Source organism: Tsukamurella pseudospumae, from assembly GCF_001575195.1.
Lineage (GTDB): Bacteria > Actinomycetota > Actinomycetes > Mycobacteriales > Mycobacteriaceae > Tsukamurella > Tsukamurella pseudospumae.
The window spans coordinates 16,613-38,522 of the sequence record NZ_LSRF01000008.1 but is presented as its reverse complement, the minus strand read 5'-3'; the positions used below and the strand labels follow the sequence as shown (position 1 = coordinate 38,522).

General features: G+C 70.3%; 21 protein-coding genes. 10 read left to right on the top strand and 11 right to left on the bottom strand.

The features are described 5' to 3' along the window. Positions 1-4: 4 nt before the first annotated feature. Genes AXK60_RS06550 through doeB2 form a run of 4 tightly spaced genes read right to left on the bottom strand, consistent with a single transcriptional unit; the run spans position 5 to position 5,032 of the window. Positions 5-1,384, bottom strand: coding sequence for an aldehyde dehydrogenase family protein (locus AXK60_RS06550; RefSeq protein WP_082777863.1), 1,380 nt, complete (start codon positions 1,382-1,384; stop codon positions 5-7). Beyond that, positions 1,381-2,598, bottom strand: a complete 1,218-nt coding sequence (gene doeA, locus AXK60_RS06545; RefSeq protein ID WP_068570267.1) for an ectoine hydrolase — start codon at positions 2,596-2,598, stop codon at positions 1,381-1,383. The genes AXK60_RS06550 and doeA overlap by 4 nt, the downstream gene beginning before the upstream one ends. Beyond that, positions 2,595-3,848: an aspartate aminotransferase family protein gene (locus AXK60_RS06540; RefSeq protein ID WP_068570266.1), complete on the bottom strand. Its 1,254-nt coding sequence runs from the start codon at positions 3,846-3,848 to the stop codon at positions 2,595-2,597. The genes doeA and AXK60_RS06540 overlap by 4 nt, the downstream gene beginning before the upstream one ends. Positions 3,849-3,883: 35 nt before the next feature. Continuing rightward, positions 3,884-5,032 carry a N(2)-acetyl-L-2,4-diaminobutanoate deacetylase DoeB2 gene (gene doeB2, locus AXK60_RS06535; protein WP_068570265.1) on the bottom strand — a complete coding sequence of 383 codons (1,149 nt, stop codon included), beginning with the start codon at positions 5,030-5,032 and terminating at the stop codon, positions 3,884-3,886. On the opposite strand from doeB2, the gene AXK60_RS27915 reads away from it, so the two are divergent. Next, positions 4,973-5,407, top strand: coding sequence for an RNA polymerase sigma factor (locus AXK60_RS27915; RefSeq protein WP_082777867.1), 435 nt, complete (start codon positions 4,973-4,975; stop codon positions 5,405-5,407). The genes doeB2 and AXK60_RS27915 overlap by 60 nt on opposite strands. On the opposite strand, the gene AXK60_RS06530 is transcribed toward AXK60_RS27915, so the two are convergent. Then, on the bottom strand, positions 5,376-6,536 hold the full coding sequence (locus AXK60_RS06530; RefSeq protein WP_068570264.1) for an acyl-CoA dehydrogenase family protein: 1,161 nt from the start codon (positions 6,534-6,536) through the stop codon (positions 5,376-5,378). The genes AXK60_RS27915 and AXK60_RS06530 overlap by 32 nt on opposite strands. 111 nt (positions 6,537-6,647) lie before the next feature. On the opposite strand from AXK60_RS06530, the gene AXK60_RS06525 reads away from it, so the two are divergent. The 6 genes from AXK60_RS06525 (at position 6,648) to AXK60_RS06500 (ending at position 13,387) form a co-directional block, all read left to right on the top strand. After that, positions 6,648-7,253, top strand: coding sequence for a TetR/AcrR family transcriptional regulator (locus tag AXK60_RS06525; protein ID WP_068570263.1), 606 nt, complete (start codon positions 6,648-6,650; stop codon positions 7,251-7,253). Positions 7,254-7,328: 75 nt separating this feature from the next. Further along, on the top strand, positions 7,329-8,756 hold the full coding sequence (gene dprE1 / locus AXK60_RS06520) for a decaprenylphosphoryl-beta-D-ribose oxidase (protein WP_068570262.1): 1,428 nt from the start codon (positions 7,329-7,331) through the stop codon (positions 8,754-8,756). Between the two features lie 20 nt (positions 8,757-8,776). Beyond that, on the top strand, positions 8,777-9,538 hold the full coding sequence (dprE2, locus tag AXK60_RS06515; protein ID WP_068570261.1) for a decaprenylphospho-beta-D-erythro-pentofuranosid-2-ulose 2-reductase: 762 nt from the start codon (positions 8,777-8,779) through the stop codon (positions 9,536-9,538). Between the two features lie 42 nt (positions 9,539-9,580). Continuing rightward, positions 9,581-11,464, top strand: a complete 1,884-nt coding sequence (locus AXK60_RS06510) for a galactan 5-O-arabinofuranosyltransferase (protein WP_082777862.1) — start codon at positions 9,581-9,583, stop codon at positions 11,462-11,464. A 3-nt stretch (positions 11,465-11,467) separates the two neighbouring features. Continuing rightward, positions 11,468-12,289 (top strand): SDR family NAD(P)-dependent oxidoreductase, encoded by an 822-nt coding sequence (locus tag AXK60_RS06505; RefSeq protein WP_068570260.1) that lies wholly within the window; start codon positions 11,468-11,470, stop codon positions 12,287-12,289. Positions 12,290-12,364: 75 nt separating this feature from the next. Then, entirely contained in the window at positions 12,365-13,387 is a 1,023-nt protein-coding gene (locus AXK60_RS06500) for an ABC transporter substrate-binding protein (RefSeq protein WP_068570259.1), read from the top strand. 66 nt (positions 13,388-13,453) lie between these two features. On the opposite strand, the gene AXK60_RS06495 is transcribed toward AXK60_RS06500, so the two are convergent. The 3 genes from AXK60_RS06495 to AXK60_RS06485 are packed head-to-tail and all read right to left on the bottom strand — an operon-like array spanning position 13,454 to position 15,304. Beyond that, entirely contained in the window at positions 13,454-14,029 is a 576-nt protein-coding gene (locus tag AXK60_RS06495; protein ID WP_068570258.1) for an energy-coupling factor transporter transmembrane component T family protein, read from the bottom strand. Positions 14,030-14,036: 7 nt separating this feature from the next. Beyond that, the gene (locus tag AXK60_RS06490; protein WP_068570257.1) at positions 14,037-14,732 is read right to left on the bottom strand and encodes an energy-coupling factor ABC transporter ATP-binding protein; all 696 of its coding nucleotides are present in this window, start codon (positions 14,730-14,732) and stop codon (positions 14,037-14,039) included. Further along, positions 14,729-15,304, bottom strand: a complete 576-nt coding sequence (locus tag AXK60_RS06485) for a biotin transporter BioY (protein WP_068570256.1) — start codon at positions 15,302-15,304, stop codon at positions 14,729-14,731. The genes AXK60_RS06490 and AXK60_RS06485 overlap by 4 nt, the downstream gene beginning before the upstream one ends. 40 nt (positions 15,305-15,344) lie before the next feature. On the opposite strand from AXK60_RS06485, the gene AXK60_RS06480 reads away from it, so the two are divergent. Next, positions 15,345-15,926 (top strand): TetR/AcrR family transcriptional regulator C-terminal domain-containing protein, encoded by a 582-nt coding sequence (locus AXK60_RS06480; protein WP_068570255.1) that lies wholly within the window; start codon positions 15,345-15,347, stop codon positions 15,924-15,926. Between the two features lie 44 nt (positions 15,927-15,970). Here AXK60_RS06480 and aroQ read toward each other — a convergent pair whose 3' ends face one another. Next, positions 15,971-16,414: a type II 3-dehydroquinate dehydratase gene (gene aroQ / locus AXK60_RS06475; RefSeq protein ID WP_068570254.1), complete on the bottom strand. Its 444-nt coding sequence runs from the start codon at positions 16,412-16,414 to the stop codon at positions 15,971-15,973. Positions 16,415-16,534: 120 nt separating this feature from the next. Here aroQ and AXK60_RS06470 point away from each other — a divergent pair, with 120 nt between their 5' ends. Continuing rightward, a complete protein-coding gene (locus AXK60_RS06470) occupies positions 16,535-16,939 on the top strand; it encodes a hypothetical protein (protein WP_068744829.1) in 405 nt (134 codons plus the stop codon). Between the two features lie 48 nt (positions 16,940-16,987). On the opposite strand, the gene AXK60_RS06465 is transcribed toward AXK60_RS06470, so the two are convergent. Continuing rightward, entirely contained in the window at positions 16,988-18,040 is a 1,053-nt protein-coding gene (locus AXK60_RS06465; RefSeq protein ID WP_068570252.1) for a hypothetical protein, read from the bottom strand. Beyond that, positions 18,037-18,462: an ImmA/IrrE family metallo-endopeptidase gene (locus AXK60_RS06460; protein ID WP_082777860.1), complete on the bottom strand. Its 426-nt coding sequence runs from the start codon at positions 18,460-18,462 to the stop codon at positions 18,037-18,039. The genes AXK60_RS06465 and AXK60_RS06460 overlap by 4 nt, the downstream gene beginning before the upstream one ends. Positions 18,463-18,564: 102 nt before the next feature. Between AXK60_RS06460 and AXK60_RS06455 the strand changes: the two genes are divergently transcribed. Beyond that, entirely contained in the window at positions 18,565-21,816 is a 3,252-nt protein-coding gene (locus AXK60_RS06455; RefSeq protein WP_068570250.1) for an arabinosyltransferase domain-containing protein, read from the top strand. Positions 21,817-21,910: the final 94 nt, after the last annotated feature.

Here is a 21,910-nt window from a genome sequence, read left to right as displayed (position 1 = left end):
ACGGTCAGTCCCGCTTCGGCCCCACCCACACCTGCTGGGCGTTGACGAACTCGTGGATACCGGCGCGGCCCAGTTCGCGGCCGTAGCCGGAGCGTTTGATCCCGCCGCTGGGCAGCCGCGGGTCGGTCTTGACGATGCCGTTGACGCTGACCTGTCCGGCCTCCAGCTCACGCGCCATGGCCTCGCCGCGCGCGACGTCGGTCCACACGCTCGCGGCGAGGCCGTACGGGGTGGCGTTGGCGAGGTCGACGGCGTGCTCGGCGTCGACCGCCGCCATCACCGCGGCGACGGGGCCGAAGGTCTCCTCGGCGCACGCGGCCATGCCCGGGCGCACGCCGGTCAGCAGGGTGGGCGGGTAGTAGAAGCCGGGGCCGTCGGGCACCGTCCCGCCGAGGAGACAGGTCCCACCGGCGGTGACGGTCTCGGTGACCTGGCGGTGCAGGTTCTCGCGCAGGTCGGCACGCGCGATCGGTCCCACCTGAGTGTCGTCGTGGCGGGGATCGCCCATCCGCAGCGCGGCGAGCCGTGCGCGCAGCGCCTCGACGAACTCGTCGTGCACCGGCCGCTCGACGATGATCCGCTTGGCCGCGATGCAGGATTGTCCGGCGTTGATGATCCGGGACAGCGCGAGCGTCTCGGCCGCGGCCTCGATGTCGGCGTCCGCCAACACGATCGACGGGTCCGAGCCGCCCAGCTCGAGCACGGCGGGCTTGATCTCCGACGCGGCCACGGCGGCGACCGCGGCGCCGGCGCGATCGGACCCGGTGAAGGACACCGCCCGGATCCGGCGGTCGCGGATCACTCCGGCCACGTCGGGGGTGGCCGCCGGGAGGGATGCGAAGACCCCGTCGGGCGCGCCGACCGCGCGGAAGGCACCCGCGATCGCGGCGGCGCAGCCGGGCACGTGCGGATCGTGCTTCATGACCGCGGTGTTCCCCGCCATGAGCGCGGGCGCGCAGAACCGGAAGGCCAGCCAGAACGGGGCGTTCCACGGCAGCACGCCGAGTACCGGGCCGAGCGGCAGGTACTGCACGTAGCTGGATGTGGCATCGGATTCGACGGACTCCGCCGCCAGGTACTGCTCGCCGTGCTCGGCGTAGTGCTCCGCCGCCCATGCCGCCTTGATCACCTCGCCACGCGCCTCGGTGATGGGCTTGCCCATCTCTTCGGTCATCACGTACGCGTAATCCTCGACACCCCTGCGGAGTTCGGCGCCCACTGCGCGCAGCAACCTCGCCCGTTCGGTGAATCCGGTCCGCCGCCAGTCGACGAAGGCGGATTCGGCGCGCTCGAGCGTCGTCTCGATCTCCACGGGCCCGGCGGCCGGAACCTCCCGGATCTGTTCACCGGTCGAGGGATCGATCGCGGTCAGCATCGTGGTCATGGCAGCGTCTCCTCGGTCGTGTCCTGGTGTGTCGTACCGCCGCCGGCGGAACCGTCGTGCACGGTGAAGTCCTCGTCCAGCGTGAAGAAGGACTCGCACCCGTCGTCGGTGATCCGGATGGTGTCGGAGATGCCCACGGTCTTGTCGCCGTCGACACCCCACATCCACGGGATCACGTGGAAGGTCATGCCCGGTTCCAGCGCGGTGAAATCGCCCGGGTTGAGGGACAGGATGTAGCCCTCGTCCCACGACGGCGGGAAGGCGATCCCGATCGAGTAGCCGGACCGGGTCACCAGGCGCGCCCCGACGGTGTTGTCCGAGATGATGCGGCGCACCAGCGAATCGGCGTCGGACACCGTCATACCCGGCCGCATCAGCGACTTCAGTTCCGAGAGCGCCAGCTTCATCCGCTCCTGCGCCTCGAACATGGTGCCCGACAGTTCCCCGTTGACGACCGTGCGCATGAGCGCCGCGTGATAGCGGCGGTAGCAGCCGCCCACCTCCAGGAAGACGTGCTCCCCCGGCTCGATCGTGCGGCCCTCCCAGGTGGCGTGGCCGATCATCGACCGCGGGCCCGACGCGACATAGGGCATCACGGCGGGGAACTCGCCGCCCGCCCGGAACATCGCGGCGCTGATCGCCGCCGCCACGTCGTTCTCCGTGTTGCCGGGCACCGCGGCCTCCAGCCCGGCGGCCATGCCCGCTTCCGCCGCGTGGGCGGCCTTGCGCATCACCGCGATCTCGGCGGCGGACTTGCGCGCCCGGCCGGCCTCGACGATGCCGAAGCAGTCCATGAGCACGCCCTGCTGGAACGAGGTGTGCACGCGGTCCTGCTGGTAGGCGGGGAAGAAGTAGCTGTTGCGCTCGTAGCCCACGCGTTTGGTTCCGAGCCCGCCCTCCTTGAGGGTGAGCACCAGTTCCTGGATGGCATCGCCCGTGTCGGGGTACGGCCGGGTGCGCTCGACCCAGGTCCGCGCGATCACGTTCGACTCCTCCATCGCGCGGGTGATCATGACGGGCTCGTCCTCGAGCGGGACGACCAACGCCTGGAAGAACGAGTACCCGGTGGTCTGGTAGTCGGTGAGGTACATGAGGTTCTCGGGATCGGTGATCACCACCGCGTCGAGCCCTCGCTTGTCCATCCGCTCCCGCAGCTCCGACAAGCGCCGCTCGTACTCCTCGGGTGGGAAGGTCATGTCGTCGCGCGCCCTCATCGCGCCACCTCCGCCACGGCCCGCTCCAGGATGTCGAGGCCCGCGACCAGGTCCTCGTCGGGGATCGTCAGCGGTGGAATGAGTTTGAGGACCCGACCGCCGCTGCCGCAGGGGCCGATGAGCAGCCCCTCGTCGAAGCACGCCTTCTGCACGGCCTTGGCGAAAGCGCCGTCGCCCGTGTCCAGCGCCTGCATCATGCCCTTGCCGCGCACCTCCCAGTCCCGGTCCGGGTGGGCCGCGGCGATCGCCGCGAGCCGCTCGCGCATCGTCTCGCCCTTCGCCCGGACCGCGTCCATCAGCACGTCGTCGGCGAAGTAGTCGAGGGCGACGGTGCCCGCCACCATCGACAGGCCCTGACCGCGGAAAGTACCGGTGTGCGCGCCGGGGGACCAGTGCGCGTCGACCGCGGGCTTGTTGAGGTTCATCGCGATCGGAGTGCCGTAGCCGCCGAGGCCCTTGGCCAGGGTGATCACGTCGGGGTCGAGGTCGTAGCCGTCGAAGCTGAAGTAGCTGCCGGTGCGGCCGCAGCCGGCCTGGATGTCGTCGATGATGAAGAGCGAGCCGGTCTCCCGGGCGAGGTCCTGCACCGCGTGCAGCCAGTCGGGGCTCGCGACGTTCACACCGCCCTCGGCCTGCACGGCCTCCACGAGGAAGGCGGCGGGCGCGGTGTGGCCGCTGGACGGATCCGCCAGGGCGGCGGCGTAGTCGGCGAGCGCGGTCTTCCCGCCGGGCGCGGTCTCGAAGGGCAGGCGGACGACATCGCGCAGGGGCACGCCGGCCCATTGCCGGAAGGCCTCGTTCGCGGTCGCGGCGAGCGCGCCGAGGGTCATGCCGTGGAAGCCGTGGCTGAACGCCACGACCTCGCGCCGGCCGGTGGCCAGCCGTGCCAGCTTGAGGGCCGCCTCCACCGCGTTGGTGCCGGTCGGGCCGGTGAACTGCATGCGGTGGTCCATGCCGCGCGGCGCGAGGATCACGTCATGGAAGCGGGTGAGGAAATCGCGTTTGGTGGTGGTGTAGGTGTCGAGGCTGTGGACGACGCCGTCGGCTTCGAGGAAGTCGATCATGGCGCGCTTCATGTTCGGGTTGTTGTGCCCGAAGTTGAGCACACCGGCGCCGGCGAAGAAGTCGATGTAGCTCTTCCCGGCTTCGTCCACCTGCCGAGCGTTCAAGGCGGACGCGAAGACGGTGGGGAAGTTCCGGCAGTAGCCGCGGACTTCCGATTCCCAGTTCTCGAATGCAGTGGTATCCATGCGAATCCCTCTCGTTCCGTGCGGTTTTCTTCCGTTCAGGGCGGCTCCGGCGCTCCCGTGAGACCCACCAGCAGGCGCGCGGCGGGTTCGAGCAGGGCATCGTCGAAGTCGTAGTCGGCGCTGTGCAGCGGCGCCGTCGTGCCGGTGCCGAGGAGTGCGAACGCACCGGGTATCCGCTGCAGGTAGTAGCTGAAGTCCTCGGAGGCGAGGACCGGTGTCGGCGCGGCGGGATCGTGCCAGTCGGGGCCGAGCACCGTCGAAAGACGTTCCCGCAGTTCGGCCGCCGGCCCCGGATGGTTGACGGTGGCGCCGTAGCGCACGACGGTCCGGACCTCGGCCGCCACGCCGTGCGCCGCGGCGGTGGCCCGGGCGATCTCGTCGATGAGCCTGAAGACGCGGGTGCGCGCACCGTCGTCCGCGGCGCGGATGCTGCCGGCGAGCGAGGCCGACCCGGGCGTGACGGTGGCGGCGCTCTCGGCGCGCAACGACGTGACGGCGACGACGGCCGCCTGCTGCGGCGACATTCGCCGCGCAACGATCTGCTGCAGGGCGACGACGACCGCGGCCGCGGCGAGCACGGGGTCGCGGGTCGCCTCGGGCTGTGAGGCGTGGCCGCCCCGGCCGACCAGCTCGACCTCGAAGGTCCCGTTCGCCGACATCACGGCACCGTCGGGGCACAGCGCCCGGCCGAAGGGCAGTCCGGGCCAATTGTGCCAGCCGAAGACGACATCCACGCCGTCGAGCGCACCGTCGTCGATCATCCCTCGCGCTCCGTGCCCGCCCTCCTCGGCCGGCTGGAACAGCAGGGTGACGGGACCCGGAAGGGATGACCTGTGGCGGTGCAGCCAGCGGGCTGCGGCGAGCAGCGCGGCGGTGTGGCCGTCGTGACCGCACGCGTGCATGACGCCGTCGTTCTCCGAGGCGTACGGCAGTCCCGTCGCCTCCGGAATCGGCATGGCATCGAGGTCGGCGCGCAGCGCCGTGTGCCGCCCGGCGGCGTCCGGCGCGAGCCGGACGACGATGCCCGTGCCCGCACAGGCCTTCCACGCGAGGCCGATCGCGTCGAGTTCGGCGCGCACGGTCGCGGCGGTGACCTGCTCCGCCCACGCGAGTTCGGGGCGGCGATGAAGTTCGCGTCGGAGTTCGGTGGCCCGGGCAACGGTCTCGGCCCAAGATTCGTTCATCGGACCTCCTCGGATGGCGTCCGTCTCGGTCCCTCTCAACGTACCGCCGAATCGGTCCGCACGTCGTCCAACGTCGAATCGTCCGATAGTCGGAGGACTCATCATCCGTTCGGCGGATGCGGTGACGGCGCGCGGCTCCCTACCGTGGGAAGAACCATGGGACCCGAATCTCCGTGCGCCGATGCGCGCCTGCGGGCAGCGCTTCCGCCCGAGCTGTACCGCGTGTTGCACCTGCGCGTGGTGCAGCGGCGCACCGTCGAGCAGACGGCCGCCGCCCTACGGCTCTCGCCGAACACCGTCCGGGTCCGCCAGCACCATGCCCTCGAGGCCCTTCGCGCGGACCTCAGATCCCCCGGGCGATCAGCTCTTTCATGATCTCGTTGGTGCCTCCGTAGATCTTCTGGACGCGCGCCGCCGCGTACATCTGGGCGATCGGGTACTCCATCATGTAGCCGTAGCCGCCGAACAGCTGCAGGCAGCGGTCGATCACGCGACACTGCATCTCCGTCGCCCACAACTTCGCCATCGAGGCCGTGGCGGCGTCCAGGCCACCGGTGATGGCGAGCCCGATGCAGTGGTCCACCAGCGTCTTTCCGGCGAGGACCTCGGCCTTGCACTCGGCGAGCACGAACTTGGTGTTCTGGAAATCGGCGATCGCGCTACCGAAGGCCTTGCGCTCCTTGGTGTACCGGACCGCCTCCGCGAGCGCGGCCTCCGCGGCCGCGACACCGCCGATCGCGATGCTCAGCCGCTCGCGCGGAAGCTGTCGCATCAGCTGGTAGAAGCCCTTGCCCTCGACACCGCCGAGGAGGTTCGCGACCGGAACCCGCATGTCGACGAAGGAGAGTTCGCGCGTGTCCTGGCCGTGCTGGCCGATCTTCTTGAGCACTCGCCCGCGCTCGAAGCCCGGGAGTCCGGCGGTCTCGGCGACGATGAGCGAGATGCCCTTGGCACCCTGGGACGGATCGGTCTTGGCGACGACGATGAGCAGGTCGCAGTGGCTGCCGTTGGAGATGAAGGTCTTGCTGCCGTTGATGACGTACTCGTCGCCCTCGCGGACGGCGGTCGTGCGCACGGCCTGCAGGTCGGAGCCGGTACCGGGTTCGGTCATCGCGATCGCGAGGACCGCATCGCCGGAGGCGGCGCCGGGCAGCCATCGCGCTCGCTGCTCCTCGGTCCCGCAGTCCTCGATGTAGTGCGCACAGATCGTCGAGTGGACGCCGAATCCGAAGGCGGAGTCCCCCGACAGGGCCAGCTCCTGCACGACCACCGAATCGTGGCCGAAGTCCCCGCCGGCACCGCCGAGGGACTCGGGCAGCTCCGTGCACAGCAGTCCGGCCGCGCCCGCCTTGTTCCAGAAATCACGGTCCACCTGGTGCTGCTCGGCCCATCGCTCCTGGTTCGGGGCGGCCTCACGGCGGAAGAACTCCGCGGCGTGCGCGCGCAGCTCCGTGTGCTCGGGGGTCTCCCAGGAAGGGCGGTACTCGGGGAACAGTGCGGTCACGGTGGTCTCTTCTCCAGTTCGATCAACGTACGATACGTTTGTATAGTCCACGATGCGTATGTACAGCGCAACCCCCGAGCCAGTACCATCACGCAGGTGGAAGGGACATCCGTGACCGATCTCCCTGCGACGAGCGACGACCTCACCGCCAAGGCGAGGATCCGCAACGCCGCACTGGAGCTGTTCGCCGCGCAGGGTGCGAGCGCCGTCCCCCTGCGCGCCGTCGCGGCCCGCGCGGGGGTCACCGTCGGCCTCGTGCAGCACCACTTCACGACGAAGGACGGGCTGCGCGGCGCGGTCGAGGAGCAGATCGTCGAATACCACGCCCGGGCGATAGCGAGCGTGCCGGACGAGGGCCCTCCCGCGGAGATCGCGGCCGCACGCGACGCGGCCGTCCGCGAGATGCTGGCCCGGCATCCGGCCGTCGTGGACTACCTGCGCCGTTCCTTCCTCGACCCCGCGGGCTCGCGCCTCTTGATCCGGCTCACCGAGCTCGGCCGCAGCGAGGTGGTGCGGCTGCGTGCGGCCCACCTCGCGTCCACCGACCGCCCCGAGTCCGACCAGGTCATCGCCATGATGGTCCGGCAGCTCGGCACTTTGTTCCTCCAGCCGCTCGTGGACGCGATGTGGGAGCACCTGCGCGAGCCCGGCGCACCGTCGGACGACAAGCCCCGGCTGTCCGTGACCACCGAGCCCGGGCGGCCCCAGGGCTCCTGAGTGTGACGAGGACGAGGTCACAGCGGTCGGAAAGCTCAGTGTCGACTCAGGTTGGGCGCGGTATTCTGGCCTGCGATGTCCGAGACAACTCTTCCCTATCTGCCCATCTCGACGCGCAAGCTCGTGGGCTGGTCGCGCACCACGCCCATCGAGGGGCACGTGCTGTCCACGCCCGACGTGGACCAGATCGCTCGAGCGGTGGCCATCGTCGCCGACGCCGAGGCCGACAAGCCCGCCTACCTGCGCCGCGGCGTCATCGCGCGCGGCCTGGGCCGCTCGTACAACGAGTCGGCGCAGAACTCCGGCGGCCTGACCATCGACATGACGCCGCTCAGCGCGATCCACGACATCGATGCCGACACCGGCATCGTCGAGCTGGATGCAGGCGTCAGCCTCGACACGCTGATGCAGGCGGCGCTGCCCTACGGCCTGTGGGTGCCCGTGCTCCCCGGAACGCGCCAGGTCACCATCGGCGGCGCGATCGCGCACGACATCCACGGCAAGAATCACCACAGCCAGGGGTCGTTCGGCAACCACGTCACCGAGATGACGCTGCTCACGGCCGACGGCAAGGTGCTCACGCTGACCCCGAAGGGGTCGTCCGACGATCCCGACGGTGAGCTGTTCTGGGCCACCGTCGCGGGTGTCGGCATGACCGGCATCATCCTGCGCGCCAAGGTGCAGATGAAGCGCACCGAGAGTGCCTATTTCATCGCCGACACCGAGCGCACCGGCTCACTGCAGGAGACCATCGACCTGCACCTGCAGGATGGCTTCGAGGACGGCTACGAGTACGCGTCCGGGTGGTTCGACGCGATCAGCGCGCCGCCGAAGCTGGGCCGCGGCACCTTCTCCCGCGGCAACCTCGCCACGCTCGACGAGCTGCCCGAGAAGTACCGCAAGAACCCGCTGAGCTTCAACAACAAGCCGCTGTTCAGCCTCCCGAACGTGTTCCCCAACGGCCTGGCGAACAAGTTCGACTTCTCTCTGGTCGGAGAGGCCTACTACCGTGCCGGCGCTCCCAGCACTGGCAAGGTGAAGAACCTCGCGGGCTTCTACCACATGCTCGACGTCTTCGGCGGCTGGAACTACGCGTACGGCCCGGCCGGCTTCGTGCAGTACCAGTTCATCGTGCCCACGGGCAACGAGCCCGAGTTCGTCCGGCTCATCGAGGACATCCAGGCCTCCGGCAATGTCAGCTTCCTCAACGTGATCAAGCTGTTCGGCGACGGTAACCAGGCGCCGCTGAGCTTCCCGTTCAAGGGCTGGAACGTGTGCTTGGACTTCCCCGTCAAGCGGGGCGTCGCCGAGTTCCTCAACGAGCTCGACAAGCGCATCATGGCGATGGGCGGTCGCCTGTACACGGCGAAGGACTCGCGCACCACCTCCGAGCGCTTCCACGCGATGTACCCGCAGATCGACCAGTGGATCGCAACCCGCCGGCGCATCGACCCCACCGGTGTGTTCATCTCCGACCTCGGCCGACGCCTCGAACTCGCCTAAGCACTAAGGAAACGATCCCCATGAAGAACGCCGTCGGCGTCCCCCAGTCCATCCTGCTGCTCGGCGGCACCTCCGAGATCGGCCTCTCGATCGTCGAGGAGTACCTCGCGAAGGGCCCGATCCGCGTCGTGCTCGCCGCGCTGCCGAACGACCCGCTGCGCGAGCAGGCCGTCGCCCAGGTCGAGGCGGCGGGCGCCACCTCGGTCGAGGTCGTCGACTTCGACGCCACCGATTTCGACGGTCACACGAAGACCATCGACGCAGCCTTCGCGGGCGGCGACATCGACGTCGCGATCGTGGCCTTCGCCCTCGACTTCGACGCCGAGGAGCTGTGGCAGAACCAACGCAAGGCCGTGCTGCTGGCGCAGGTCAACTACACCGGCGCCGTGTCCGTCGGCGTGCTCCTGGGGCAGAAGTTCAAGGAGCAGGGCCACGGCCAGATCATCGCGATGAGCTCGGTGGCGGGCCTGCGGCCCCGTCGGAGCAACTTCGTCTACGGCTCCTCCAAGGCCGGCTTCGACGGCTTCTACCTCAACCTGGGCCAGGCCCTCGAGCCCTTCGGCGGCTCCGTGCTGGTCGTCCGCCCGGGCATGGTGCGCACCAAGTTCTCCGCGCACGTCAAGGAGGCCCCGCTGACGATCGACAAGGACGTCATCGGCCGCCTCGCCGTCGACGCCGCGATCGCCGGCAAGTCGCTCATCTACGCGCCCGCGCCGTGGGGCTTCGTGAGCTTCGGGCTCAAGAACATCCCCCAGCCGATCTTCAAGAAGCTGCCGATCTAGGGCTGTCCATGACCCGCGACGAAGCCGTCTACGCTGACCCGCGTGACTGAACAGCGCACCGTCGACGCCCCCGACGCCCCTGTCCGGGCCCGGGACCTGGCCCTCGACCTCGCCGCCGCCGTGATCCTCGCGGCGGCGGTCGGCGTCATCGGGTGGCTCGCCATCCGTTCGGTCGACTGGCCCGCCTACAGCAGCTCGAACGTCACGCGGGCCTTCGCGACCGTCGGGCAGGTCGCCGCGATCGCGGTGCTCACCGCCTGCGCGCTGGTCCTCTCCCACGCCCGACGGTGGCCCGCCCGTCTCGCCCGGCTCGTCTCGTTCGCGACGGTCGCGGGATTCGTCACGCTCACCCTGGCGCTGCCGCTCGGCGGTACGAAGCTGTACCTCGGCGGCATCTCCGTCGACCAGCAGTTCCGCACCGAGTACCTCACGCGCCTCACGAGCTCACCGCGGCTCGCCGACATGACCTACGCGGACATGCCCCCGCTGTACTCGCCCGGCTGGTTCTGGCTCGGCGGGCGGTTCGCGAGGGCGTTCGGGATGGACGGTTGGGAGGCGTACCAGCCCTGGGCGATCATCTCGCTCGCGGTGGCCGCGTCGATCGCGCTCGCCCTCTGGCTGGCCGTGTGGAGCCCCGCCCGCGCGATCGCCGCGACGCTCGCGACCACGGTCGCGATGCTGCTCTACGGGTCGTCCGAGCCCTACGGCGCGGCGGTCGCGATCGTGCTCCCGCCCGTGCTGATCATCGCCTGGTACGCGATCCTGCGCGGCCATCGCGGCGCGATCGCGCTGGTCGGTGTGTACCTCGGCGTCGCGGTCTGGTTCTACACGCTCTACCTCGGGGTCGCGGCCTTCGTCGTCGTGCTGATGGGCGTGGTCGCGCTGATCGCCGCGTGGGTGCGCGAGCGCCGGTTCGCATGGCGCTACCCGGTACGCGTCGCCGCGATGGGCATCATCGCCATCGTCATCGGCACGCCGGCCTACGGCCCGTTCCTGCTGCGCGCCCTCCGCGACGGCACCGACCCCAAGGGCTCGGCCTTCCATTACCTGCCCGAACAGGGCTCCGTACTGCCCTTCCCCATGCTGCACTTCTCGCTGCTCGGCGCGCTCGCGCTGATCGGCATCGTCTGGATCCTGGTGCGCGCCCGGACCTGCCTGCACGCCCAGGCCCTCGGCCTCGCGGTCGGCGGGGTGTACCTCTGGGCGCTGCTGTCGATGGTCGCAGCCCCCGCCGGGACCACGCTGCTGGGCTTCCGCACCGAGCCGGTGCTGCACATCCTGCTGGCCGCCGCGGGCGCGCTCGCTGCGGTCTCGCTGGTCGGCTCGCTCGGCGAGGGCTACCCCCGGTACCGACAGGCCGGGATCGTGCTCGGCGCGCTGGCCGCGGTCGGCGTCGCGCAGACGATCCCCGCGCAGCTGGCCGGCGAGATCGCCGTCGCCTACTCCGACACCGACGGTGACGGCCACCGCGGCGACCGCCGCCCCGCCGGCGCGGAATCGTCGTACAAGGACGTGGACGCGGCGATCCTGGCCGCGACCGGAAAGCCCCGGACCGACACCGTGGTGCTCACCGCCGACTACGGCTTCCTCGCGATCTACCCGTACTGGGGCTTCCAGAACCTCACCTCGAACTACGCGAACCCGTTGGCGCACTTCAGCGCCCGGTCGGCGTTGATCGAGTCGTGGGCGAAGCTGGACACGCCGGACGAGCTGATCCGCGCGCTCGACGCCACGCCCTGGCGCGCCCCGACCGCGTTCGTGTTCCGACGATCCGCCGACGGCCTGTCGCTGCGCCTGGCCGAGGACGTCTACCCGAACGACCCGAACGTACGCCGGTACACCGTCGTGTTCCCCGAGAAGCTGTTCGAGGACCCCAGGTTCGCCGTCACCGAGACGGGCCCGTTCGTCGTGATCGTGAGGAAGTGACCGATGTCGATCTCTCTGCGTGACCTGATGCAGCGCCGGAGCCTGCTGCCCGAGTCGCTCGACAACGTCCTGTCCGGCCCGGGCCGGACGGTCCGCGGCCTGCGGATCGTGGTGACCGGGGCATCGTCGGGCATCGGGCGTGAGGCGGCGCTCCAGCTGGCCGGGCGCGGAGCCCACGTGATCGCGGTGGCGCGGCGCGAGCAGGAGCTCGAGGAGCTCTGCGCGCTGACCGGCGGCGAGTACCGGGTGTGCGACCTGACGGACTCCGACTCGATCGACGGGCTGCTCACCAATCTCGGCGAGGTTGACGTGCTGATCAACAACGCCGGCCACTCGATCCGGCGGACCATCGCCGATTCCACCGACCGGTTCCACGACTATCAGCGCACGATGAACCTGAATTACTTCGCGGCCGTGCAGCTCTCGCTCGGCGTGCTACCGGGGATGATCGAGCGGGGCCGCGGTCAGATCGTCAACGTGTGCACCTGGGGCGTGCTCGCCAACACCTTTCCCAAGTTCTCCGCCTACGCGGCGTCCAAGAACGCGCTGTCGATCTTCGGGCGCAGCCTCAACGCGGAGCGACCGCATCCGGGCGTGCACGCGACCAACGTGTACTTCCCGCTGGTCCGCACCGAGATGATCGCCCCGACGACCGAGTACTCCGGCGCCTCGGCCCTCGAGCCGGACGAGGCCGGGCGGTGGCTCGTCCGGGCCGTGACGCACCAGCCGGTCGAGGTCTCGCCCGCCGCGCTGCGTGCGCTGCTCCCGGTCGTCGACCTGTTCTCGCCCGCAACGACGGACCGCACCATCGCGTCGCTGACCTGACCTCGGGCTCTCGGCGGTTTCCCGGAGCAACTTTGATATGCCTCACCTAAATAGTCCGCTAGGATTCCGCAGGTGATGACACGATCCCTCGCCCGACGACTCGCGCCCGCAGTCGTCCTGTTGGCCGCCACCGTCGGCATCAGCTCCTGCTCGAACTCGAACGACGACGCCAAGAACTCGGGCAACACCGAGGTCGCGACCGGCGGCGAGCGGTTCGGCACGGCCGACGCGGAGACCGCCAAGCTCGGCACCGACGCCGCGCCCGGCGTGTTCCCCCGCACCATCAAGCACGCGCGCGGCGTCACCGAGATCCCGAAGAAGCCGGAGCGCATCGTCGTGCTCGACAGCGGCGAGCTCGACTCCGTGATCACGCTCGGCATCAAGCCGGTCGGCATGGTGGTCACCGACGGTGCCAGCCCCGTTCCGACCTACCTCGCCGACAAGGTGCAGGGCGTCGAGACCGTGGGCAAGAACACCACCCTGAACCTCGAGGCCATCGCCAAGCTCAAGCCCGACCTGATCCTCGGCAGCCAGCTGCGGGTCGACAAGCAGTACGACCAGCTCTCGGCGATCGCGCCGACCGTCTTCTCCATCCGCCCGGGCTTCCCGTGGAAGGAGAACTTCCGCCTCATCGGCGCCGCGGTCGGCGAGGAGCAGAAGGCGAAGGACGCGCTGAACTCCTACGCCGACAACGCCAAGGCGCTCAGCGCGCGCTTCACCGGCGCGAAGCCGACCATCTCCCTCGTGCGGTTCATGCCGAACCGACTGCGCCTGTACGGCAACAAGTCGCTGATCGGCGTGATCCTGCAGGACGCGGGGCTGCCGCGCGCGGGCAAGCAGGGCATCGACGAGCTGGCCACCGAGATCTCGCTGGAGAACATCTCCCAGGCCGACGGCGACTACATCTTCTACTCCAGCTACGGCAAGCCCGAGAACACCGGCGAGACCGCCGCACTCGCCAATCCGGGCTGGACGCAGCTGAGCGGCGTGCAGAAGGGCAAGGCCTTCCGCGTGGACGACGACGTCTGGTACCTCGGCCTCGGGCCGACCGGCGCCAACCTCATCGTCAAGCAGCTGGGCGAGTACCTGGCGAAGTAGGCGGCCCACCCGCTGAAATGTGCGCCCCAGCGGCGCTGGATCTGCGCCGCTGACGCACTGCCCGCCCTACAGGCCGCGGGCGGCAAGGGCCTCGCCGAGCAGATCCGCGTCGCGGATCAGGCGGACCAGCACCGTCGGGAGAACGCGGACGAGGGAGGCGCGCTGCCCGCGCGCCCAGGCCGCCTCGCGGGTCTGCCGGACGACGGCGATCACCGTCGGGATGGAACGGATCGTCAGGGCCACGAGCAGCTCGACGCGCCACCCGAGGACCCGCCCCGCGAGCGCCGCGAGGTCGCTCGCGCGGGTGGTGAAGACGAGCAGATTGCCCGCCAGGACGCCCACCACGAGCTGTCCGACGGGGCCGATCGCGGCCCGGGCGCCGTCGGCGACGCCCTGGCTGATCAGGTAGAACGCGGTGAGCACCACCGCGAACAGCAGCGCCGGGCGCAGGGCCCGCCACAGGTGCACGGGCCGCAGTCGCGCGACTGGGAAGAGAGCGGCCACGACCACCGCGGACACCGCCAGCGGCACCGGGCGCGGCACGATCGCGAGGAGGGTGACCAGCGCCAGCATCGCGACCAGCTTCGCCGCCGCGGGGGTGCGGTGCAGCGGCGAATCGCGCGGGAGATATCGACCGATCACGGGCGCATCACCGCGCCGCCAGCTCGCGGTAGAAGGCGATCGCTTCGCCGGGGGCCGCGTCGTGGACCACGGCACCGTCGTCCATGACGAGCACACGGTCGAAGTCCTCGAGCATGTCCAGGTGATGCGTCAGAAGGATCACCTGCTGCTCCAGCGCGGCGAGCCGGTCCCGGACCTTGAGGACGTTGCGCAGGTCGAGCAACGTCGTGGGCTCATCGCAGACGAGGATCTCCGGCTCGGTGACCAGCACCGACGCGAAGGCGAGCATCTGCTTCTGGCCGGAACTGAGCAGCTGCGCCGGCGCGTCGAGATGGTCGGCCAGGCCGAACTCGCCGAGGATCTCCGCGACGCGACGGGAGACCTCGGCATCGTCGGGACCGCCGCGCCGGGAGCGACCCGGCGGGCGCAGGGACAGGGCGACGTCCTCGGCGGGCGTGGGCATGACGATCTGCGCGGACGCGTCGGCGAACATGAAGCCCACCTTCCGGCGCACCTCGGACCGCTTCGCGCGGACGTCCAGGCCCAGGGTCTCGACGGTGCCGCGGTCGGGGACGACGAGGCCGTTGAAGGTGCGGGCCAACGTCGACTTGCCGGAGCCGTTGGCGCCGATGATGCCGATCCGCCGCTCCGACAGCACCGCGGTGATGCCCCTGAGCACCGGTCGGTCGTCGAAGGCGTGGTGGACGTCATCGAGGCGGATCATCGTGGGCCGGGCGCCCGCTTCGCGATCGCCGGGTAGGCCCGCACCACGGTGACCACGACGAGTGCGGTGATGACGACCTTGATCAGGTCGCCGGGCACGAACTGGAATCCCAGCGTGAGCTTGGCGAACAGGCCCGAGCCGGTGCGCCAGCCGAGCCAGGGCAGGCCGACGGCGTAGACGATCACCATGAGCCCGATGACGTTCGCGAGGCCGATCAGGATCGGGTTGGTGCGGCCCCACTTGTCGACGAGCCACCCCGTCACCAGGGCCCCGACGATGCCGCCGATGAGGAAGCCACCGGTGGGTCCGGTGAGCACCGCGAGCCCGCCGCGGCCCCCGGCTCCGATGGGCAGGCCGACCACGATGAGCAGCACGTACAGCGCCACCGACGCGCCGCCCCAGGGGAAGCCGAGCAGTGAGGCCGCGAGCATGAACCCCAGCGTCTGCAGAGTGATGGGCGCGATGCCGCTGATCGTCACGGTGGGGAGCGCGAGCACCGCGGTGAGGGCGGTGAAGACGGCGATCAGGGCGAGGTCGCGCGGCGTGGCGCGATAGGTGGCGGCGTTGAACACGGTTCAAGAAGTATCGGGGCGCTCGGCTAGAGTCAAGTCCGTGGCCATCAACCGCTCGGACGTGCTGACCTCCGCGATCGGCGTCCTCGACCGATCGGGACTGCCGGACCTGACGATGCGGCGCGTGGCGGCCGATCTGGGCGTCGCGCCGGGCGCGCTCTACTGGCACATCCCCAACAAGCAGTCGCTCCTCGCCGGCATCGCCGACACCATCCTCGCCGACCCGTCGCTGGCCGCCGCCGCCTCCAAGTCGCGGATGCGGTGGGACCGTCAGCTGACCGGGTACGCGCACGCCCTGCGGTCCGTCCTGCGCAAGCACCGCGACGGTGCCGAGGTCGTGTCCGCATCGCTGGCCTCGCAACTGGGCACCAGCAACCTGCAGTCGCAGATCGCCGAGATCGCGGTCTCCGCGGGCGCGGGCGCGGCGGACGCGAACGCCGTCGCGCTGGCCTTGACCCACTTCGTCGTCGGTTTCACCTTCGAGGAGCAGACCCGCGAGGCCATGGCCCTCGCGGGCGCCGCCGCGGGCGAGGTGGACCGGACCGCGACCGACCGCGCCTTCGCGGGCGGCGTCGACCTCATCGTGGACGGCCTGCGCGCCCGCGTCGCCGCACCGGCCTGAGCCGGGCACCGTCGGTCCCCGGAACCACGCGGTGCGCGAGCCCGCTACTCGGACAGGTCGACCGCGCGGTCCACGGCGTAGCCGTAACCGGCCAGTCCGAACCCCGCGATCACGCCGGACGCGATCGGCGAGACATAGGAGTGGTGCCGGAAGGACTCGCGGGCGTGCACGTTGGAGATGTGCACCTCGAGGATGGGGATCTCGGGGATCACCAGTGCGTCGGCGACCGCGACGGAGGTGTGTGTCCACGCCGCGGGATTGATCACGATCGCGGAGAATTCCCGGTTCCGCGCGATGTCGTGGATCCAGCCGATCAACTCCGCCTCGTCGTTTGTCTGCCGGACATCGACCTCGGCGCCACGGGCGGCGGCCGTGCGCATGCAAAGGTCCACGATATCGGCGTACGAATTCTCCCCGTACACCTCCGGCTGGCGCACTCCCAGCATGTTCAGGTTCGGTCCGTTGAGCACCAGAATGCGAGGTCCCATGGGTTGAGAGCCTAGTCGTCCCGGATACTTCGGAATTGAGATCGTTATCCCACGGCGTGCGCATCCGATCCGCGGATCATGTAATGTTCGACGTATTCGCAATCTGGAAGGGAGGGCCTGATGACTACGTTCGCGGCCAAATTGAATCGACTTTTCGAGGTCGTACATCCCGCAGACCGAGGGCCCTACACCTCCTCGGAGTTCTGCAGGATGGTCGAGGAGGGCGGCGGCAAGCTGTCCGTGCCGTACCTGTCACAGCTGCGCTCGGGCCGGAGCTCGCGACCCGCGTACGACATGGTGGCGTCGATCGCGCAGACCTTCGGTGTGCGCGCCGAGTACTTCTCCGACCCGCTGTACGAGCGCGAGATCCTCGCCGACCTCGAACTGACGCGGGAGCTCCGCGAGTCGGGGATGCTCGAGATGGCGCGGCGTTCGACCAAGCTGTCGGCGGACCGTCGTGCGGCGCTCGCCGGGCTCCTCGCCGAACTCGAGGCGGAGGACGGAACCGAGGGCGCGGCCGGATAGGCCGTTCCCACTCCGGCGGCGATTCGACCCGCTCCCGACGTCGAGGGCTCAGCGCACCCGCTCCAACAGTGGCGACGGGGTGTGCTGGGCCCTTTTCGTCACTGCGGCCGTCCAGCGTGCCGTCCGCCAGCCCGACGGTGGCTCGAGATCGACCGCGTGCACCGAACCGTAGGGCGCCGTCCGGTCCAGCCAACGGGCCACCGCGGCGGCCCGCTCGGAGGGGGCCGCGTCCGCGAGCATGCCGGCGCCGGGGCTCGCGAGCATCGCCCAGCCGTCCAGCACGACGACCGCCCGCGCCTCGGCCGTCTCGACCCATCCGCCGCCGGGACGCACCACCGCCTCGAGGTCCGGGAACAGCTCGGTGACCTGCTCGTAGGCCGAACGGAACCGCAACCACTCCCGGGCGGCGATGAGCATGGACGCGAGCCACGACGCCATCAGCACCAGCGTCCAGCCCGCGAAACCGGCGTCGAGCATGAACCGGTTGAGCCGGAGCACCCACACGCCCACCTGCAGGCGTTGCAGGAGGAATCCGCCCGCGATCACGTTTGCGACCGCCACCACCGCCAGGATCACGCCGCCGAGCGCCAGGATGCGCAGCTGGACCCGGTGGGTACGGGTGCGCTTGGACACCCGCCACGCCGCGACCGCCACGATCAGCGAGGTCACCCCCAGGCACGTGTAGACGAGGGCCGTCTCGACCGCGAGGCCGAACGCCCGGCCGAAGCCGAGCCCCGTCGGGTCCCCGAGGCGGGCCAGCACGCTCCCCGTGCCGATCACCACTCCCACGACGACGAACGCCACCGCCCACGCGGTGATCCTGTCGCGGGTGAGCACCCCGTCCAGCGCGAACGCGAACACGAGCGCGCCGAAGCAGGCCACGAGCAGCAGCATCCGCTGGATCGTCACCACTTCCAGCTCATCGAGCCCACCGCCGATCATCCAATCCCGGATGACGGGCGTGTCGATGGTGACCATCACCGCCAGCGCGATCGCGGTCAGCAGGGCGCCGCCGGCGGGAGGGTTCCGATTGGTCTGCCACCTGCTGAACCTCTCCAGCGCGCCGAGCCAGAGGATCGGCGCGACGAGCGAGGCGATCATCCGAGCAGCTCGTCGACCACGGAGTCGACGCGGGTGAGCGTGTGCCCGGCCTTGACGCGGCGCACCAGCAGCGTCGCGAAGGACTCCGCCTCCTCCTCGCGCCTCGCGGCCCGGCCACTGTCCGGATCGGCGGAGCACCCCTCGTCGTGCCCCAGTACCAGGTGCCCGAGTTCGTGGGCCAGGGTCTGCTCGAACGTTGCGACGCCCGTGGACACGACCAGCAGGTCGCGCTCGTCCGACCGCAACCACATTCCGAACACCCCGACCGGCATCGTCATCCGCTGCACATCGATCCGTCGGCCCAGGTAATCCGCGTAGGCGGCGACCACCTCGGCGATGGTGACGGGGCCCGAACCGGACGACGGGGTGACCGCACGCACGACGGAGCGCACTGCCCTCGTCGGTCGGTCGGATCCCCTCATGCACGAAACGATACGTCGGTTCGTCGGTTCGTAGTACACCAAGCGGTCGGTAGTGATCCGTCACTGGAAATCCACGAGGTCGCGGGCGTCTAGACTCGCGGAGTGCCCGAACCGTCCGTCACGGCCCGCGCGGCCCGCACGACAGCCCGGACCGCCGCTATCACCGGCGTCCTCGGCGTGCTGTTCGCGCTGCTCACGCCGTTCATGCCGGTGCAACAGACCACCGCGGCCCTCGACTGGCCGCAGAGCGGCTCCCTCGACCCGGTGGCCGCGCCGCTCGTCTCCTACGTTCCTGATCGGGTCACCGTCTCGGTGCCCTGCACGGCCGTCGCCGAGCTGCCCGGCGGGACCGGGACCCTGGTCGCGACCGGCCCCGTCGACTCGCCGGACACCCTCCGACGGGGCCTCTCGATCGCGGTCAACACGCTGCCGGACCAGCGGCGCCTACTCGAGGTGGTGGTCCGCAACACCCCGTTGCTGACCGTCGACGTGGCGGCGCTCGCCGCGCCGAACTGCGGCGCAATCGTCTTCACGGGCGATTCCAAGACGGTGAAGGCCGAGGTCACGGGCATCACCGCACCGGACGGGCAACCGATCCGCGGCAGCAAGGACAACGGCTTCGACTACCGCCCGCAGATGGTCGGCGTGTTCACGAGCCTGCACGGCGCGGTCGCCGACGCCACGAGAATTCAGTTTCACGCGGACATCGACACCCGCTACTCGACGGTGCCCGCCCCTGCCCGCTGGGTGGTGATCGTGCTCGCCGTCGTGCTGATCCTGGCGAGCCTGGTCGCGCTGCACCGGCTGGACGTCGCGGCGGACGGCCGGCGGCACCGTCGGGTCCTGCCGGACGGCTGGTGGCGGCCCTCCAAGCTGGACAGCACCGTCATCGCCCTGCTGGTCGCCTGGCACTTCATCGGGGCGAACACCTCCGACGACGGCTACATCCTCACGATGGCCCGCACCGCGAGCGAGGCGGGGTACACCGCCAACTACTACCGCTGGTACGGCGCGCCGGAGACCCCGTTCGGCTGGTACTACCAGGCCTTCGCGTGGCTCGCGCACTTCTCGACCGCGAGCCCGTGGGTCCGGCTGCCCGCGCTGATCTGCGGAATCGCGACCTGGCTCATCATCAGCCGGGAGGTCGTCCCGCGCCTCGGCCGCGCGGCGCGGTCGCGGTTCGCGCTGTGGGCCGCCGGCGGCGTCTTCCTGGTGTACTGGTTCGCCTTCAACAACGGCCTGCGTCCGGAGCCCGTGATCGCGCTGGGTGCGCTGCTGACCTGGTGCTCGGTCGAGCGGGCGATCGCCACGGGCCGGGTGCTGCCCTTCGCCGCCGCCGCGATCATCGCGGGCTGGACCGTCGCCGCCGGTCCGACGGGCATCATGACGGTCGCGGCACTGCTCGCCGGGGTCCGCCCGGTGGGTCGGCGCATCCTCGCGCGGGCCCGCAGCGGCCGGCTCGACCGGCGCCTCGTCATCACGGCGTACGTGGCGCCCGTGCTGGCGGGCGGCGTCCTACTGGTGCCGATCATCTTCTCCAAGCTCACCGCTTCGGCCTTCGTGGCCAAGACCCTCATGCAGTCCGACGTGGGCACCGTCGTCGACACCAAGAAGTGGTACAACGAGATCGACCGGTACTCGGCCCTGTTCACGTTCACGGCCGACGGCGGCGTCGCCCGACGGTTCGCGGTCCTGGTCACCGTCCTGTGCCTGCTGCTCGCGGGCGCGGTTCTGCTGCGCAAGGGCCGCATTCCGGGCGCGAGCCTCGGCCCCGGTCGACGACTCCTCGCGGTCACCTTCGGCGGCCTGCTGCTGCTGATGTTCACCCCGACCAAGTGGACCCACCAGTTCGGCGCGTTCGCCGGCCTCGCGGGCGCGCTGGCGGCCCTCACCGCGATCGCCATCGCCCCCACGGCGATGCGGTCGCCCCGCAACCGCGCGCTCACCGCGGCCGGAGTGTTCCTCGTCCTCGGGCTGTCCTTCAGCGGCCCGAACGGCTGGTGGTACGCCAGCAACTACGGCGTGCCCTGGGGGGAGTCGACGGTGCTCGCGCTCGGCGGGATCTTCTTCGCGGCGTGCGGCGTGTCCGTGCTGGCCGCAGGCTGGATCCACTTCCACGAGCCCCAGCCCGCGCCGGTGCCCGGCCTCGTGCGACGCGCCATCGGCGTCGCCGGCCGGCAGTCGCCGCTGAGCTGGGCCGCGGGCACGGTCGTGGTGTTGTGCGTCGGCTCGATGGTGGCGACGACGACGCTCACGCAGTTCTCGTCCTTCTCCAACGGCAAGGCGAACCTGCAGGCCCTCACGGGCAAGGAGTGCAACCTCGCCGACTTCGTGCTCACCGAGCCGGACCCCACGTCCGGCCTGCTGCTCCCGCTGGACGGGAACACGCGGGACGGGCTGGCCGGGCCCGGCACCACCGGTGTCTCGCCCGACGGGGTGCCCACCATCATCAACGCCACCACCAGCTCGAACACCGACGACTCCAGCACCTCGCTCGACGCGATGGCGCGACTCCCCCAGGACACGACCTCCGGCCGTACGGCGACCGCCGGGATCAACGGCTCGCACATGCGGCTGCCCTACGGCCTCGACCCGGCGCGGACCCCTGTTCTGGGCTCGTACTCACAGGAGTCGCAGTCGATGGCGAAGATCGTCTCGAAGTGGTACCCGCTGCCGGCCGCCGCTGCGGACCAGTCGCTGATCACCCTGTCCGCGGCCGGCCGGTTCACCGACGACGAGCTCTACCTCGAGTACACGACCGATCCCACCGGGCCGGGCGCGCAACCGAAGGTCGCCGGGAAGAAGGCCCTCATCGACATCGGGCCCAAGCCAGCCTGGCGGAACCTGCGGCTCCCGCGCACCGACCTCCCCGCCGATGTCACGGCGATCCGGGTGGTCGCCGTCGACGACGACCTGGCCATCGACCACTGGCTGGCGGTGACGCCGCCGCGGGTGTCCAAGCTCGTCACCGCGCAGCGGCTGATCGGCTCCACCGAGCCGGTGCTGCTGGACTGGACCTCAGGGCTGGCGTTCCCGTGCCAGCGCCCGTTCACGCACCGCAACGGAGTCGCCGAGGTGCCGCAGTGGCGGATCACGCCCGACCAGAACCTGTCGCCGGTGACCACGGAGTGGGAGGGCACGCTCGGCGGCGGCCCGCTCGGGTGGACGCAGATGCTGCTGCAGCAGGAGAAGATCCCCGCCTACCTCCGGGCTGACCTGGGACAGGACTTCGGCGACGTGATGCGGCTCGTGCCGTACTCGCAGGCTCGTGCGGCGGATCTCACACTGGGCACCCGCACCGTCTGGGGGACGCACGTCGAGGCGCCGATCCGCAAGGACAAGACGGATTCCTGACCGCATTTCCTGACCTGCGGCATCGCACCGACTGAGAATCCGGTAAGCGATCGGACGAACACCGGCGGGCGAATCGGTTCTCACAGCCGACTCG